Source organism: Pseudomonas anuradhapurensis (assembly GCF_014269225.2).
Lineage (GTDB): Bacteria > Pseudomonadota > Gammaproteobacteria > Pseudomonadales > Pseudomonadaceae > Aquipseudomonas > Aquipseudomonas anuradhapurensis.
The window spans coordinates 976,703-992,070 of record NZ_CP077097.1 but is presented as its reverse complement, the minus strand read 5'-3'; the positions used below and the strand labels follow the sequence as shown (position 1 = coordinate 992,070).

Annotated in this window: 11 protein-coding genes; 6 read left to right on the top strand and 5 right to left on the bottom strand. The window is 64.2% G+C overall.

The features are described from left to right. Positions 1-3: 3 nt before the first annotated feature. Genes HU763_RS04590 through HU763_RS04580 form a run of 3 tightly spaced genes read left to right on the top strand, consistent with a single transcriptional unit; the run spans position 4 to position 2,722 of the window. Positions 4-918 carry a glycine betaine ABC transporter substrate-binding protein gene (locus HU763_RS04590; RefSeq protein ID WP_186686244.1) on the top strand — a complete coding sequence of 305 codons (915 nt, stop codon included), beginning with the start codon at positions 4-6 and terminating at the stop codon, positions 916-918. After that, positions 915-1,568 (top strand): ABC transporter permease, encoded by a 654-nt coding sequence (locus HU763_RS04585; RefSeq protein ID WP_186686246.1) that lies wholly within the window; start codon positions 915-917, stop codon positions 1,566-1,568. Before HU763_RS04590 ends, HU763_RS04585 begins: the two co-directional genes overlap by 4 nt. Continuing rightward, positions 1,565-2,722 (top strand): osmoprotectant ABC transporter ATP-binding protein OsmV, encoded by a 1,158-nt coding sequence (locus tag HU763_RS04580; RefSeq protein ID WP_186686249.1) that lies wholly within the window; start codon positions 1,565-1,567, stop codon positions 2,720-2,722. Before HU763_RS04585 ends, HU763_RS04580 begins: the two co-directional genes overlap by 4 nt. Positions 2,723-2,840: 118 nt before the next feature. Here HU763_RS04580 and HU763_RS04575 read toward each other — a convergent pair whose 3' ends face one another. The 3 genes from HU763_RS04575 to HU763_RS04565 all read right to left on the bottom strand — a co-directional run bounded on the left by HU763_RS04575 (position 2,841) and on the right by HU763_RS04565 (position 6,847). Next, the gene (locus HU763_RS04575; RefSeq protein WP_186686250.1) at positions 2,841-5,270 is read right to left on the bottom strand and encodes a TonB-dependent siderophore receptor; all 2,430 of its coding nucleotides are present in this window, start codon (positions 5,268-5,270) and stop codon (positions 2,841-2,843) included. 108 nt (positions 5,271-5,378) lie between these two features. After that, a complete protein-coding gene (locus HU763_RS04570; protein WP_186686251.1) occupies positions 5,379-6,341 on the bottom strand; it encodes a FecR family protein in 963 nt (320 codons plus the stop codon). Positions 6,342-6,361: 20 nt separating this feature from the next. Then, entirely contained in the window at positions 6,362-6,847 is a 486-nt protein-coding gene (locus HU763_RS04565) for a sigma-70 family RNA polymerase sigma factor (RefSeq protein WP_186686252.1), read from the bottom strand. Between the two features lie 507 nt (positions 6,848-7,354). Between HU763_RS04565 and HU763_RS04560 the strand changes: the two genes are divergently transcribed. Then, positions 7,355-8,518, top strand: coding sequence for a type III PLP-dependent enzyme (locus HU763_RS04560; protein ID WP_170028364.1), 1,164 nt, complete (start codon positions 7,355-7,357; stop codon positions 8,516-8,518). 75 nt (positions 8,519-8,593) lie between these two features. Here HU763_RS04560 and HU763_RS04555 read toward each other — a convergent pair whose 3' ends face one another. Beyond that, on the bottom strand, positions 8,594-9,343 hold the full coding sequence (locus HU763_RS04555) for a tetratricopeptide repeat protein (RefSeq protein ID WP_186686253.1): 750 nt from the start codon (positions 9,341-9,343) through the stop codon (positions 8,594-8,596). 3 nt (positions 9,344-9,346) lie between these two features. Further along, positions 9,347-10,027, bottom strand: a complete 681-nt coding sequence (locus HU763_RS04550) for a Fe2+-dependent dioxygenase (protein WP_170028362.1) — start codon at positions 10,025-10,027, stop codon at positions 9,347-9,349. 223 nt (positions 10,028-10,250) lie between these two features. Here HU763_RS04550 and HU763_RS04545 point away from each other — a divergent pair, with 223 nt between their 5' ends. Beyond that, entirely contained in the window at positions 10,251-12,533 is a 2,283-nt protein-coding gene (locus HU763_RS04545) for a TonB-dependent receptor (RefSeq protein WP_170028361.1), read from the top strand. A gap of 239 nt (positions 12,534-12,772) precedes the next feature. After that, on the top strand, positions 12,773-15,328 hold the full coding sequence (locus HU763_RS04540; protein ID WP_186686254.1) for a PepSY domain-containing protein: 2,556 nt from the start codon (positions 12,773-12,775) through the stop codon (positions 15,326-15,328). The last annotated feature ends 40 nt before the right edge of the window (positions 15,329-15,368 follow it).

The following is a 15,368-nucleotide window of genomic DNA, read 5'->3' as shown; positions in this document are numbered from 1 at the left end:
CCGATGAACAAGAAAATCGCCTTGCTGCTGGGCGCGGCCCTGCTGTTCGCAGGATTTGCCCAAGCGGCAGAAAAACCACTGATCCGCATCGGCGCGCGGGTGTTCACCGAACAGACCGTACTCGCCGAAATCACTGCGCAATACCTGCGCGCCAATGGCTTTGACGTGCGTGTCACCGGCGGCCTGGGCAGCAATATCGCGCGCCAGGCCCAGGAAACCGGCCAGCTCGACCTGATGTGGGAATATACCGGTGTGTCACTGGTGTCGTACAACCACGTCGAGCAACGCATGCCCAGTGCTGCCGCAACCTATGCCAAGGTCAAGCAACTGGATGCGCAGAAGGGGCTGATCTGGCTGACCCCGTCGAAGTTCAGCAACACCTACGCGCTTGGCCTGCCCAGCCAGGTCGCCGAGGCCTACCCGCAGATCAATTCGATCAGCGACCTCAACCAGGTGCTGCGCAGCGAACGTAGCCGCCAGCACCTGGTGGCACTGGACACCGAGTTCGCCAACCGCCCGGATGGCCTGGTCGGCCTGAAGGCCATGTACGGCCTGCAAGTGGATCGCGCCAACATTCGCCAGATGGACGCTGGCCTGGTCTACACCGCCATGCACAACAATCAGGTGTTCGCCGGCCTGGTGTACACCACCGACGGCCGCCTGAACGCGTTCAAGCTCAAGCTGCTGGAAGACGACAAGCACTACTTCCCCGACTACACCGCCGCCCCGGTGGTGCGCAAGGCCGTGCTCGACGCCAACCCGCAACTGGCCGGCCTGCTCAAGCCACTGGCCGAGCAACTGGACGATGAAACCATGCGCCAGCTCAACGCCAAGGTCGATGTCGAACACCAGAACCCCTCCTCCGTGGCGGCGGCCTTCCTGCGTGAGCACCCACTGAACAGCGAGGGCCAGCCATGAACCTGATCGATACCTTCAGCCACCTGGACTGGGCCCAGGTGCTGCAGCTCACCTGGCAGCACATCATGCTGGTGGGCGTCGCCGTGGGCCTGGCCATCCTCGTCGGCGTACCACTGGGCATCCTGATGACCCGCTTCCCCGCCGTCGCCGGGCCGTTGCAAGCCAGCGCCACGGTGCTGCTGACCATCCCCTCGATCGCCCTGTTCGGCCTGCTGCTGCCGTTCTACTCGAAGTTCGGCCAGGGCCTGGGGCCGCTGCCGGCGATCACCGCCGTGTTCCTCTATTCGCTGCTGCCCATCCTGCGCAACACCTACCTCGCCCTGACCAACGTCGAACCCGGCATTCGCGAGGCCGCGCGCGGTATCGGCATGACCTTCGGCCAGCGCCTGCGCATGGTCGAGCTGCCCATCGCGGTGCCGGTGATCCTCGCCGGCGTGCGCACCGCCGTGGTGATGAACATTGGCGTCATGACCATTGCCGCCACCATCGGCGCTGGCGGCCTGGGCGTGCTCATCCTCACCTCCATCAGCCGCAGCGACATGTCGATGCTGCTGGTCGGTGCGGTATTGGTCAGCCTGCTGGCGATCGTCGCCGACCTGCTCCTGCAAACCCTGCAACGTGCCCTGACTCCAGAAGGACTGCGCCCATGATCGAACTGAAGAACCTCAGCAAAACCTTCAACGTCAACGGCAAGGACGTCAAAGCCGTCGACTCGGTAAGCCTCACCGTCAATGAAGGCGAGATCTGCGTGTTCCTCGGCCCCTCGGGCTGCGGCAAAAGCACCACGCTGAAAATGATCAACCGCCTGATCATGCCCACCTCTGGCCAGGTGTTCATCAATGGCGAAGACACCACCGGGCTGGACGAAGTGACCCTGCGTCGACACATCGGCTACGTGATCCAGCAGATCGGCCTGTTCCCGAACATGACCATCGAGGAGAACATCACCGTGGTCCCGCGCCTGCTCGGCTGGGACCGGCAAAAGTGCCACGAACGCGCCCGCGAGCTGATGCACATGATCAAGCTGGAGCCCAAGCAGTACCTGCAGCGCTACCCGCGCGAGCTGTCCGGCGGCCAGCAGCAGCGTATCGGCGTGATCCGTGCCTTGGCTGCCGAAGCGCCGGTGCTGTTGATGGACGAGCCATTCGGTGCGGTCGACCCGATCAACCGCGAGCTGATCCAGAACGAATTCTTCGAGATGCAGCGGGCCCTGAACAAGACCGTGATCATGGTCAGCCACGATATCGACGAAGCGATCAAGCTGGGCGACAAGATCGCCATCTTCCGTGCCGGCAAGCTGTTGCAGCTGGACCACCCGGACACTTTGCTGGCCCATCCTGCGGATGAGTTCGTGAGCAATTTCGTCGGCCAGGACAGCACCCTCAAGCGCCTGCTGCTGGTGCGGGCCGAGGATGCGGCGGACAACGCGCCATCGGTGAGCCCGGAAACCCCGGTGGGCGAGGCGCTGGAACTGCTCGACGAGCACGACCGCCGTTATGTGGTGGTGACCGACGGGCAGAACAAGGCGCTGGGCTATGTGCGCCGGCGCGACATGCATCGCCAGCAGGGCAGCTGTGGCGACTTCCTGCGGCCCTTCAATGCCACGGCGTCACATGACGAGCACCTGCGTATCCTGTTGTCGCGGATGTACGAGTACAACCGGGCATGGTTGCCGGTGCTGGATGCCGGGCAGGTGTTCCTGGGTGAGGTGACCCAAGAGTCGATTGCGGCTTACCTGAGTTCGGGGCGCTCGCGCGGGGCCAAGACCAGCATTGTCTCGCCGGCTGAGGTGGTGACTTCCTGAACGCTGGGGGCGCTTTGCGCCCCATCGCGACACAAGGCCGCGCCTACAGCGGAATGCGATCTCCTGTAGGCGCGGCCTTGTGTCGCGGTGGGCCGCAAAGCGGCCCCGGCAATGCCGATCAGAACCCTACACTGGCCTGCACGTAGAAGGTCCGCGGCTCACCCACATAGAGGCCGGCATTGTTGTCGCTGGAGCGGGTGAAGTACTGCTTGTCGAACAGGTTCTTCACCCCCGCCGCCAGCTTCAGGTTGGACAGCTGTGGCCCGAACTCGTAGCCGCCACGGGCATGCCAGGTCACATAGCCGGGAATGTCGCCATACTGCCCATCGGCACTCGGCTCGGTAATATAGTCACCATTGAAGCTGCCCTCGGCATTGATTCCGGTCCCCGGCGCGCGCTGCCTGGATTGTGCATAGGCATCCAGGTTCCAGGTCCAGCGGTTGACGGCATAGCGCACCCCGGCGGTGGCCACCTGGCGTGAATAGAACGGCAGGTCACGGCCTTTGAAGCCGGGAATGTCCCCTTCATAAGTCGCGCGGGTATAGGTGTAGCCACCGCTCAGCGACAGCCCGTCCAGGCGCGGGTCCAGCCCGGCCAGGTCATAGCGCACCGAGGCCTCGATACCCTGGTGCTTGGTCGCGCCCAGGTTGGTCCAGCCCACGTCGTTGCTGATGTACTGCAGCTCATCGTCGAAGTCGATGTAGAACGCCGTCAGCTCACCGGCAAAACCGCCATTGTCATAGCGCGTACCGATTTCATAGGTCTTGGCCTTTTCCGGCTCCAGGCCATTGGCCGTGCTGTTGCCGGTACCGCCCTGGCCCAGCTGGAAGTACTGCAGGCTGCCGAACGAGGTCTCGTAGTTGGCGAACAGCTTCCACGCATCGGAGAGGTGATACATCACGCTCAGCGCCGGCAGCGGTTCGTTGCTGGTGATGCTGCGGTTCTTCTCCGCCACCGGCTTGCCGTTGGCACCGAGCACCGGGCGGTCGCGCCAGTCGGTATTGATGTGCTCGAAGCGCAGGCCCGGGGTGATGGTCCAGTTACCCACGTCGATCTTGTCGTCGATGTAGTAGGCGCTGGCCTCGGTGCCGCCGCTGCGGTCCTGGAACACATGGCCGTCGGAGCCCGGCACGGGGGTCGGCACGTTGTCGACCAGGCCCAGGCGCGTCGACTGTTCGCGCATCGCTTCCTTCAGGTAACGGTAACCCACGCTGACTTCCTGGGTGGTGGGTCCGGCGAAGAAGATGCGTGACAGCCGCGGCTCGATGGCGAAGGTATGGTAGTTGCGCGGGTAGGTCGACAGGGTCTTCATGTCCCGCGAGGCAATGGCGCTGCCGCGAAAGCTGTCGGTGTAGTAGGTCAGCACTTCGAACTGAGTGGCGTCGTCCAGCTGACGTTGCCACTTGAACGACACATCCTTGCGCCGGCCAGCGAAGTAGTCGTAGTCGCGTAGCGACTGGTACGGGTTGCTGTCGTACTGGGCCTGGGTCAGGCCGCCCGGCATGTCGGCACGGCCGTCGTAGTAATGGAAATTGAGCCAGAACTCGTCGACCTCGGTGGGCGCCCAGTGCGTCTTGAGGATGACGTCATCGATGTCATTGCCATTGTTGCTTTCCCGGTAGCCGTTGCCATTTACCCCGGTGTACAGCAGCGCCAGGCCCATGCCGTTGTCCGCCGTACCGCCGACGAACGCCGACTCGGTGTGCTTCCAGCCGCCATGCTGGGAGGTTTCCAGGGTGGTGGCCAGCTCTGCCGAAGGCTTTTCCGGGATCGCCCGGGTCACGAAGTTGATCACCCCGCCGACGTTCTGCGGGCCATAACGCACCGAGCCGGCACCACGCACCACGTCGATACTGTCGAGGTTGCCCGAGGAAATCGGGGCCATCGACAGCTGCGGCTGGCCGTACGGCGCGAAAGCGGCCGGGATGCCATCGATCAGTACCGTGGAGCGCGGCGACAGCCGCGAAGTCAGGCCACGCACGCCAACGTTCAGCGACAGGTCGCTGCCGCCGGTGCCGTTGGAGTCCTGCACCTGTACCCCCGGAATGCCGCGCAGCACATCGCGCACGTTCATCGCGCCCTTCTCCACCATCGCTTCGCGGCGCACCACGGTCCGCGCACCGGGGTGGTTCTGCACCACGCTCTGCTGGGCATCGCCCAGCCAGTCACCCACCACCTTGATGTCGGTGGGCGCCAGCTCCAGGCTGCCAGGCGTGGCAGTGCCATCGGCCTGGGCCGCCTTGAGCACCACGGTGCCCTGGGACATTTCATAGGTCAGGCCGCTGCCTTGCAACAACTGTTGCAGCGCCTGCTCGGGCGTCAGCTGGCCAGACACCGCCGGGGCCTGCTTGCCGGTCACCAGCTCGGGGCTGAAGAACAGCTGCAGGTTGCTCTGCTGACCCAGCTGGTTCAGTGCCGAAGCCAACGGTTGTGCCTGGATCTGGATGGTGTTGCCAGTTTCTGCGGCCTGGCTGCCGGCGGCCACGGCACTGACCGCCAGGGTCAGGGCCAGGGCGCGCAAGCGTGGGAAGGGCTTGTTGTTGTTCACGTCGTCGAAACTTCCTGGAAAACCGAATAAACGCCAATTGCATGCAAATGGAAATGCTTGGCAGTTGCAGCTGGCGGGGAAGACGAACGAGCGGAAAAAAACCTGAATCTATTTCGCGATTATTTCGCTGGAGCCATCGGCATGGGCCTTGATGGCCACCGGCAGGATGCTCGGCAAGGCGCGCAGCAAGGCGTCGCTGTCGTCGGTGCGGAACGTGCTGGACAGGCGTAGCTGGGCAACCTTGCCGGGGGCGACCCGCAGCGGCTGGCTGCGGTAGCGGGAAACTTCCGCCACCACGTCGGCCAGGGTGGCGTTGTCGAACACCAGCTTGCCCTGGCGCCAGGCCGTCAGCGCGGCGGCATTCACCGCATAGGGCGCAGCCACCTGGCCCTGGGCGTCGATGTGCGAGCCCTGGCCAGCGGTAAGCTGTGCCAGCGAAGCGCCCTTGCCCTGCACGCGCACCGAACCCTGCTCCACCGCCACGCGGGTGCTGGCCGTATCCTGACGGACGTCGAAACGGGTACCGGTGACCGTCACGCGGCCTTGGGCAGTGGCGACCACGAACGGCCTGCCGCTGTCGTGGGCGACGGTGAACATCACCTCGCCCGCCATCAGCCGGACATGACGCTGGCCGGCGCTGAACGCGACCTGCACATGGCTGCTGCCGTTGAGTTCAAGGTAGGAACCATCCGGCAATTCGACCTGGCGGCGTTCGTTGAAGGCGGTTTGCAGGCTGCCTTGGTGATTGAGCTGCTGGTACTGCCAGCCGCCCCAGCCCAGCCCCACCGCCACGGCGCCCAGCGTGGCGGCCAACGCCATGCGCACCAGGCGCCGCCGTGGCAACTGGGGTACCGGGGCTGGCCGGGCCAGCGCTTCCAGGCGCTGGCGGGGGATGAAATCGGCGGCGTGCCACAGGCGGGCGAGTTGCTCGTACTCGTCACGGTGTTGCCTGTCAGCCTCCAGCCAGGCCCGCAACTGCACCTGCAGCCCGGCATCCCGCGGCGCATCCTGCACGCGGGCGAACCATGCGGCCGCCTGCTCGCGGACGGTTTCGCTACCGTGCTGTTCCATCGAAAAGGCCTCCTGACTCATCATGCCGACACATCCAGGTGCTCACGCAGATGCCGGAGCGTGCGGATCATATACTTTTCGACCATGTTCTTGCTCAACCCCATGCGCGCGGCGATCTCCGCCTGGGTGCGGCCTTCGAGCTTCTGCCAGATGAACACCTGGCGGCAGTTGAGCGGCAGCTCGGCCAGCGCCCGCTCGACGCTGTCGGCCAGTTCCAGGGCGTGCACGTAGGCCTCGGGGTCGCCACCGCCGGCCGGGCTTTCGTCGCAGGCCTGCAGCTCCAGGGCCTGGCGCCGATCCTCGCGACGAAAACCATCCACGGCAATGTTGCGTGCGGTCTGGTGCAGGTAGGCGCGTGGCTGCTCGACCTGCTCGCCCGGGCTTTCCAGGACCCGGACGAAGGCATCGTGGGCGAGGTCCTCGGCCTGCTGACGACTGCGCAGCTTGCGCGTCCAGGTGCCGATCAGCTCATGGTAGTGGTCGAGGAAGCCTTTGGGTCCGGACACGGTCGGTGGTCGTCAGGGAGGCGGATGAGGGTGCGAATAGTAATGTTTCTCATCAAGAACGGCAATTCCGCCAGTCGGTAACAAAAAATTTATCGTCTTTTTCATGCACGGCAGTGCCAGGGAAATGTGGCCATAAATATGAACACCTGAGGCCCCTTCGCGGGCATGCCCGCTCCCACAGGAACCGCGAGATGCCTGTGGGAGCGGGCGTGCCCGCGAAGGAGCCAACGCATTCCATTCCACTATTTTTTACGTTTGAAACACGCTGGGGAACATCAGCCGGTCACACGAGTCGGTTATTCAAATGGCTGGTCGTCGATCCGCGTCGATCACGCCCGGATTGCCTGTTGATTCTGCATTCTTCACGCCCTAAAGTGCGCGCCGAACGTCCATGCTGGAAACGATCCATCCGGCTCAAGTACTGAGTAGGCGAACCAAAGTGGGGATACGGAGGACGTTCAGTTTGCAGCCACTTAATCTTTCAGTTTGCCCATGGAGTCCCTGAGCATGTCGATCCAGGTCGAAGACTATTTCGCGCGTGACACCTTCCAGAAGATGAAGGCGTTCGCCGACAAGCAGGAAACCCCGTTCGTACTCATCGATACCCAGATGATCAGCCAGGCCTATGACGACCTGCGCGCCGGCTTCGAGTTCGCCAAGGTGTACTACGCGGTCAAGGCCAACCCGGCCGTCGAGATCATCGACCTGCTCAAGGATAAAGGTTCGAGCTTCGACATCGCCTCGATCTACGAGCTGGACAAGGTAATGGGCCGCGGTGTCAGCGCCGACCGCATCAGCTACGGCAACACCATCAAGAAGTCCAAGGACATCCGCTACTTCTACGAGAAGGGCGTGCGCCTGTATGCCACCGACTCGGAAGCCGACCTGCGCAACATCGCCAAGGCCGCACCGGGTTCGAAAGTGTACGTGCGCATCCTTACCGAAGGCTCCACCACTGCCGACTGGCCGCTGTCGCGCAAGTTCGGCTGCCAGACCGACATGGCCATGGACCTGCTGATCCTCGCCCGCGACCTGGGCCTGGTGCCATACGGCATCTCCTTCCACGTGGGCTCGCAGCAGCGCGATATCAGCGTGTGGGACGCCGCCATCGCCAAGGTCAAGGTGATCTTCGAACGCCTGAAGGACGAAGACGGCATCGAGCTGAAGCTGATCAACATGGGTGGCGGTTTCCCGGCCAACTACATCACCCGTACCAACAGCCTGGAAACCTACGCCGAAGAAATCATCCGCTTCCTCAAGGAAGACTTCGGTGACGACCTGCCGGAAATCATCCTCGAGCCGGGCCGTTCGCTGATTGCCAACGCCGGGATCCTGGTCAGCGAAGTGGTGCTGGTGGCGCGCAAGTCGCGCACCGCCGTCGAGCGCTGGATCTACACCGACGTGGGCAAGTTCTCCGGCCTGATCGAAACCATGGACGAGTCGATCAAGTTCCCGATCTGGACCGAGAAAAAAGGCGAAACCGAAGAAGTGGTCATCGCCGGCCCGACCTGCGACAGCGCCGACATCATGTACGAGCACTACAAGTACGGCCTGCCGCTGAACCTGGCAATCGGTGACCGCCTGTACTGGCTGTCGACCGGTGCCTACACCACCAGCTACAGCGCAGTGGAATTCAACGGCTTCCCGCCGCTGAAGGCTTACTACCTGTAATGCACGACGGGGCCGCGAGGCCCCGTTTTCATTTGTGCAGTGCGGCGCCGGCGATCCGGCCAGCACAGCCAAACCTCATTTCCCGCGCCGTTCGATCTCTTCGGCATAGCGCGCCGCAACAGCCATCAGCACCGGCCCCGCGCCCTGCAAGGTCGCCAGCGCACTGCGCAGGAAGTTCATGTTGCCCTCGAGCCGAGCCTGCTCCAGCCAACGCCCGGCCTCGACCATCTGCCCGCGTTCGACCAGCACCAGGCCCAGGCTGAACATGCCGCGGAAATCCCCCGCCTCGGCCGCACGCCGATACCAGCGTACCGCCCGCGCCGGGCTGGGCGCGGTGGCAATGCCCTGTTCAAGGTAACGCCCATACAGGTTCATCGACTTGGCATGCCCCATGTGTGCGGCCTTCTCGTAGCACAGCAGTGCCTGCGCCTGGTTGGCCGGTACGCCACGGCCGGTGGCCAACAGGTTGCCAAGGTTGTAGAGCCCCCAGTCCAACCCCGCATCGGCTGCCCGGGCATAGTGGATGGCAGCTTGCGCAAGGTCTACGCTGCCGCCCCAGCCATGCTCCAGGCACCGCCCCAGCATGTTGTGCGCCATGGCGCTGCCGCCTTGGGCAGCAATGCCGAACCAGCGCCGGGCCACGCCGGCATCCGTTTCGATACCCCGCCCGTCGAGCAGGATCTGCCCCAGCAGCAACTGGGCCTCGACCACACCCTGCCCCGCCGCCGCCAGGATCGCCTGGGCGGCCTTGCCAGGACGCTGTTCGAGCATGGCCTGCAACCCGGCCACATCCAGTACTTCCTCACGTCGCAACGGGTAGGACACGTTTCAGACCTCCGCCCAGCGGCGCAGCAGGTTGTGGTAGGTGCCGGTCAGCTGCAGCAACGCAGGATGGTCCGGCACATCGGCAGTCAGTTGCTGGATGGCATTGTCCATCTCGAACAGCAAGGCGCGCTGGCTGTCCTCGCGGACCAGGCTCTGGGTCCAGAAGAACGCGGCGTAACGCTGGCCACGAGTGACCGGGTTGACCTTGTGCAGGCTGGTGCCCGGGTACAGCACCAGGTCACCGGCGGCCAGCTTGACCTGCTGCTCGCCAAAGGTGTCCTGAATCACCAGCTCGCCGCCGTCGTAGCTTTCCGGGTCGCTGAGGAACAACGTCGAGGACAGGTCGGTGCGCACCCGCTCCGGGCTGCCCTTGGGCTGGCGCAGGGCATTATCGATGTGGAAGCCGAAGTTGCCGCCTTCGCGGTAACAGTTGATCAGTGGCGGGAACACCTTGTGCGGCAAGGCCGCCGACATGAAGCGCGGGGTTTTCCACAGGCGCTCGATCAGCGCACTGCCGATCTCCTTGGCCAGCGGGTGGCCTTCCGGCAGCTGCAGGTTGTGCTTGGCCTTGGCCGACTGATAGCCAGCGGTGATCTTGCCATCAGCCCAGTCGGCCTGTTCCAGCGCCTCGCGGATACGGGCCAGTTCATCGGCGTCGAACAGGCCGGGGATGTGAAGCAGCATGGCGTCAGCACCATTGGCAACAGAAAGGGGGACCAATGATATTGATTCCCTTTTGCGCTTCACAAGCCCTATCCACCCGGCAAGACGCTACAGGCGGATGAAACCGTAAAGGCAAATTGTAAAGTTTGTAAATTATTCGCGAATGGTAACCGATCTCAATTGAGACTCCTAATTGCTTACATTAAGATCCGCGGCCTTGAAACCTTGGGGAAGGTCCTGAGCAATGCGCCAATCCGTACCAACTGCAGTGAGTTCACCACGCCTGATCGCCTCCGCCATCGGCGTTGCCCTCAGCGCCTCGACGGCCTACGCCGCCGACCCGGCCGCCAGCAACGCGATCACCCTGGATGCCACCAGCGTCCAGGGCAAGGCCGAACAGGCCAGCACCGACTACAAGGTTGAGAAAGCTTCCTCGCAGAAGTACACCGCGCCATTGGTGGACACCCCGCGCTCGGTCACCGTGATCCCGCAGCAAGTGATCAAGGACACCACCGCCCTGACCCTGCAGGACGCCCTGCGCACCGTGCCGGGCATCACCTTCGGTGCTGGCGAAGGTGGCAACCCGCAAGGCGACCGCCCGTTCATCCGCGGCTTCGATGCCCAGGGCGACACTTACCTGGATGGTGTACGTGATACCGGCGCGCAAACCCGCGAGATCTTCGCCATCGAATCGGTGGAAGTGGCCAAGGGCCCGAACTCTGCCATCGGTGGCCGCGGCGCCGCGGGTGGCACCATCAACCTGGTGAGCAAGCGCGCGCACCTGGGCAACTCGCTGGACGGCGCCTGGACCTGGGGCAGCGACCAGACCCAGCGCTACACCTTCGATGGCAACTACCAGTTCAGCGACAGCGCGGCCGGGCGCCTGAACCTGATGACCCACGAAAGCAACGTCGCCGGCCGCGACAAGGTCAACTACGACCGTTGGGGTATCGCCCCATCGCTGGCCTTCGGCCTGGGCACGCCGACCCGCGTCAACCTCGACTACTACCACCTGGAAAGCGACGACCTGCCGGATTCCGGCATCCCCTACAGCATTCCGGCTGGCGGCAGCAACGCGCGTACTTCGGCCCATCCGAGCAAGCCAATCGATGGCGGTGACAGCGACAACTTCTACGGCCTCACCGGCCGCGACTTCCGCAAGACCCGCACCGATATCGCGACCATCGCCATCGAGCATGACCTCAGCGATTCGCTGACCATCAAGAACACCCTGCGTCACGGCAACAGCATGCAGGACTATGTGCTGACCCAGCCTGACGACAGTGCCGGCAACGTGAACAACAACGGTGTATGGCGTCGTGCCAACAGCCGTGTGGGCAATACCGCTACCACCACCAACCAGACCGACCTGTTCGGCGAGTTCTTCGTGGCAGGTTTCAAGAACAGCTTTTCCACCGGTATCGAGCTCAGCAAGGAAGACTCCGACCGCCAGAGCTACACCGTCACGCCCAACAGCAAGCTCACCTGCAGCGGGCCCGGCAATGGCGGTAGCTGCACCTCGCTGAGCGACCCGAACCCGGACGACGCCTGGGACGGCACCGTCACGCGCAACTACGCCGGTACCAAGACCAGCGGCAAGACCCGGGCGATCTATGCGTTCGACACATTGGAGCTGACGCCCCAGTGGCTGTTGAACATGGGCCTGCGTTACGACCACTTCGATACCCGCTTCCGCACCTACAACGCCAATGGCGCAACCAGCGTGAACAAGAATGGCGTCCCTCTCAAAGGCCGCGACAAGAGCGAATTCTTCACCGGCCAGCTGGGTCTGGTCTGGAAGCCGGCCGAGAACGGCAGCATCTATGTTTCCTACGCCACATCCGCGACTCCGCCTGGCGCCATGCTCGGCGAAGGTACCGAGACCAACCCACAGTCAGGCACCACTGACCGCGGCGGCAACATTCTCAGCAGCGACCTGGAACCGGAAGAAACCAGCAACTACGAAATCGGTACCAAGTGGGACTTGCTGGACGAACGCCTGTCGCTGGCGGCCGCGATCTTCCGCACCGAGAAGGAAAACGCCCGTGTGCAGGTGGACACCACCAGTTACGAAAACGTCGGCGAAACCCGGGTCCAAGGCATCGAGCTGTCGGCCAGCGGCAAGCTGACCGACAAGTGGCAGGTGTTCGCCGGCTACACCTACCTGCAAGCCCGCCAGATCGACGGCGGGCCGATGGGCAAGGCCAACGATGGCAACCAGCTGCCGAACACGCCGAACAACAGTGCCAGCGTGTGGACCACTTACGCCATTACGCCCAAGCTGACCGTCGGCGGTGGCGCGTTCTACGTGGATGACGTGTATGGCAACGTGGCCAACACCACGATGGTCGACAGCTACGTGCGCTACGACGCCATGGCCGCCTACAAGCTGACCAAGAATGTCGACCTGCAGCTGAACGTGCAGAACCTGACCAACGAGGTGTACTACGACAAGGCGTTCTCGACCCACTTCGCCAACCAGGCAGCCGGGCGGACTGCGCTGTTGACCACCAGCGTGCACTTCTGATGGCCGGGCGGGGTTGATGCATCTGTGCTGGCCTCTTCGCGGGTAAACCGCTGCCACAGGTGTCACCAGCCCCGAGTTTAGTGGAGCAACGGCGGGAGCGAGATTACCCGTAAAGAGGCCGGCACGGGCAACCAATGACCGATAAGCCCCCGCCCCGTTCACACGCCGTGAGCGGGGCGTTCGCGTATCAAGGCATAATGCACGCCGCGCGGTATGCGGCAGAAACACAAGGTGATCAGGTGGTGAAGAAGACGCTGTTCCAGTTGCACTGGTTGTTCGGCATCAGCGCCGGCCTGGTGCTGGCCTTGATGGGCATTACCGGGGCCTTGTATTCGTTTCAGGACGAACTGCTGCGTGCCTTCAATGCCGATGTCCTCAAGGTAGAAGTGCGCACCGAAGGCGTGCTGCCGCCGGCCGAGCTGGTACGGCGGGTGGAGGCCCAGCAACACGACAAGGTGGCAATGCTGTGGGTTGACGTGCGCGACGGCAATGCCGCACGTATCTTCTTCACGCCGCCACCGGGCGAGCGCCGTGGCCAGCTGCGCTATGCCGACCCCTACACCGGCGAACTCAAGGGTGAAGCAGCCGGCCAAGGCTTCTTCAACCTCATGCTCAACCTGCACCGTTTTCTGGCCATGGGCGACACTGGCCGGCAGATTACCGGTGCCTGCACCTTGATGCTGGTGTTCTTCTGCCTGTCCGGCCTGTACCTGCGCTGGCCGCGCAAGGCGCTGGACTGGCGCGCCTGGCTGACCCTCGACTGGGCCAAGACGGGCCGTGCGTTCAACTGGGACCTGCACGCCGTGGCCGGCACCTGGTGCCTGCTGTTCTACCTGCTGTTCGCCCTGACCGGGCTGTTCTGGTCCTACGAGTGGTACCGCGAAGGCCTGAACCGGCTGTTGGCCGACGCCCCAGCCAGCGGCCAGCAGCAGCAACGTGGCGAAGGCCGTGGCCGCCACGGGCCGCAGCACAGCGACAAGAACGCCCCGCCGCTGGTGGTCGACTATGACGCGATCTGGGCCAACCTGAAGGACGCTGCGGGCCCGGGCCTGGCCATGTACAACCTGCGCCTGCCACCGGTGGGCGGCCAACCGGCCAACCTGTTCTACCTGCTGGAAAACGCCGACCATCCGCGTGCCTTCAACACCCTGGTGCTGGACCCGGCCACCGGCCAGGTAAAAAAGCATGACCGCTACAGCGAAAAATCCTTCAAGGCGCAACTGCTGCAGAGCGTCTACGCCCTGCATGTCGGCGAATACTTCGGCCTGCCGGGGCGCATCATCGTCACCCTCGCCAGCCTGAGCATGCCGCTGTTCTTCGTCACCGGCTGGCTGCTGTACCTCGACCGCCGCCGCAAGAAGCGCCAGGTGCGCGCCGCACGTGGCAAGGTCGCCGACAGCCATGGCAGCGGCGACAGCTGGCTGATCGGGTTTGCCAGCCAGAGCGGCCTGGCCGAGCAGCTTGCCTGGCAGAGCGCCGGTCAGTTGCAGGCTGCCGGCCTGGCGGTACAGGTGCGCGCCCTGGCCGAACTGGGTGAAAACGACTTGCGCCAGGCCCGCCGTGCGCTGTTCGTGGTCAGCACCTTCGGCGACGGCCAAGCCCCGGACAGCGCCCGCGTGTTCGAGCGCAAGGTGCTCGGCCAGCCGTGGGCGCTGAACAACCTCAGCTATGCCCTGCTCGCCCTCGGCGACCGCCAGTACCCGCACTTCTGCGGCTTCGCCCGGCGCCTGCAGGCGTGGCTGGGTGAGCGCGGTGCCAGCAGCGCATTCAGCCCGGTGGAAGTGGACAACGCCGACCAGGCCGCCCTGCAGCAGTGGCAGCAGGAACTGGCGCAACTGACTGGCGCCCAGCCAGTGGCTGCCTGGCAGCCGCCGAGCTTCGGCAACTGGTCACTGGTGCGCCGGGTACTGCTCAACCCGGGCAGTCAGGGCCAACCGGTGTACCTGCTCGGCCTGCAGCCGCAACAGCCCGCCAGCTGGGAAGCCGGCGACCTGGTCGAGATCCTGCCACTCAATGGCCAGCCGCGGATCGACGCCTTCCTCGCTGGCATGGCGCTGGATGCCGGGGCCAAGGTGCAGGTGAACGGCCTGGCTGAAACCCTCGTCCAAGCCTTGGCCGGCCGGCAGTTGCCGGCCCATCGCGAGCATCTGGTCGGCTTGCAGCCGCAAGCGCTGGTCGATGCACTTGTGCCGATCGGCAGCCGCGAATACTCGATCGCCTCGATCGCCAGCGATGGCGTGCTGGAACTGATCGTGCGCCAGGAACGCCACGCCGATGGCCACCTGGGCCTGGGCTCCGGCTGGCTGACCGAGTACCTGCCGCTGAACGGCACGCTGAGCCTGCGGGTGCGGCGTAACAGCAGCTTCCACCTGCCGGAAACGGCGGCACCGTTGGTGCTGATCGGTAACGGCACCGGCCTGGCCGGCCTGCGCAGCCTGATCCGCGCGCGGGTGAATGCAGGTGAGCAGCGCAACTGGCTGCTGTTTGGCGAGCGCAACCGGGCGCACGACCTGTTGTGTGGCGACGAACTGCAAGGCTGGCTGGCCAGCGGCGACCTGGCGCGCCTGGACCTGGCGTTTTCGCGGGACCAGGCCGAGAAGGTGTATGTGCAGGATGTGTTGTGGCAACAGGCCGATGAGTTCAAGCGCTGGATGCACGACGGCGCCTGTGTATATGTCTGCGGTAGCCTGCAAGGGATGGCGGCGGGTGTCGACACGGCGCTCAATGGCATCCTGGGCGAAGCAGTAGTGCAGCAACTGATCGAGGATGGACGCTACCGACGGGATGTGTACTGATAACGCAACCTCTGTAGGAGCGGCCTTGTGTCGCGAAGGG

Excerpts from the sequence above, each read along its gene's own strand:
- HU763_RS04590 (WP_186686244.1), top strand. The coding sequence starts at position 4 with ATGAACAAGAAAATCGCCTTGCTGCTGGGCGCGGCCCTGCTGTTCGCA.
- HU763_RS04585 (WP_186686246.1), top strand. The coding sequence starts at position 915 with ATGAACCTGATCGATACCTTCAGCCACCTGGACTGGGCCCAGGTGCTG.
- HU763_RS04580 (WP_186686249.1), top strand. The coding sequence starts at position 1,565 with ATGATCGAACTGAAGAACCTCAGCAAAACCTTCAACGTCAACGGCAAG.
- HU763_RS04570 (WP_186686251.1), bottom strand. The coding sequence starts at position 6,341 with ATGGAACAGCACGGTAGCGAAACCGTCCGCGAGCAGGCGGCCGCATGG.
- HU763_RS04560 (WP_170028364.1), top strand. The coding sequence starts at position 7,355 with ATGTCGATCCAGGTCGAAGACTATTTCGCGCGTGACACCTTCCAGAAG.
- HU763_RS04550 (WP_170028362.1), bottom strand. The coding sequence starts at position 10,027 with ATGCTGCTTCACATCCCCGGCCTGTTCGACGCCGATGAACTGGCCCGT.
- HU763_RS04545 (WP_170028361.1), top strand. The coding sequence starts at position 10,251 with ATGCGCCAATCCGTACCAACTGCAGTGAGTTCACCACGCCTGATCGCC.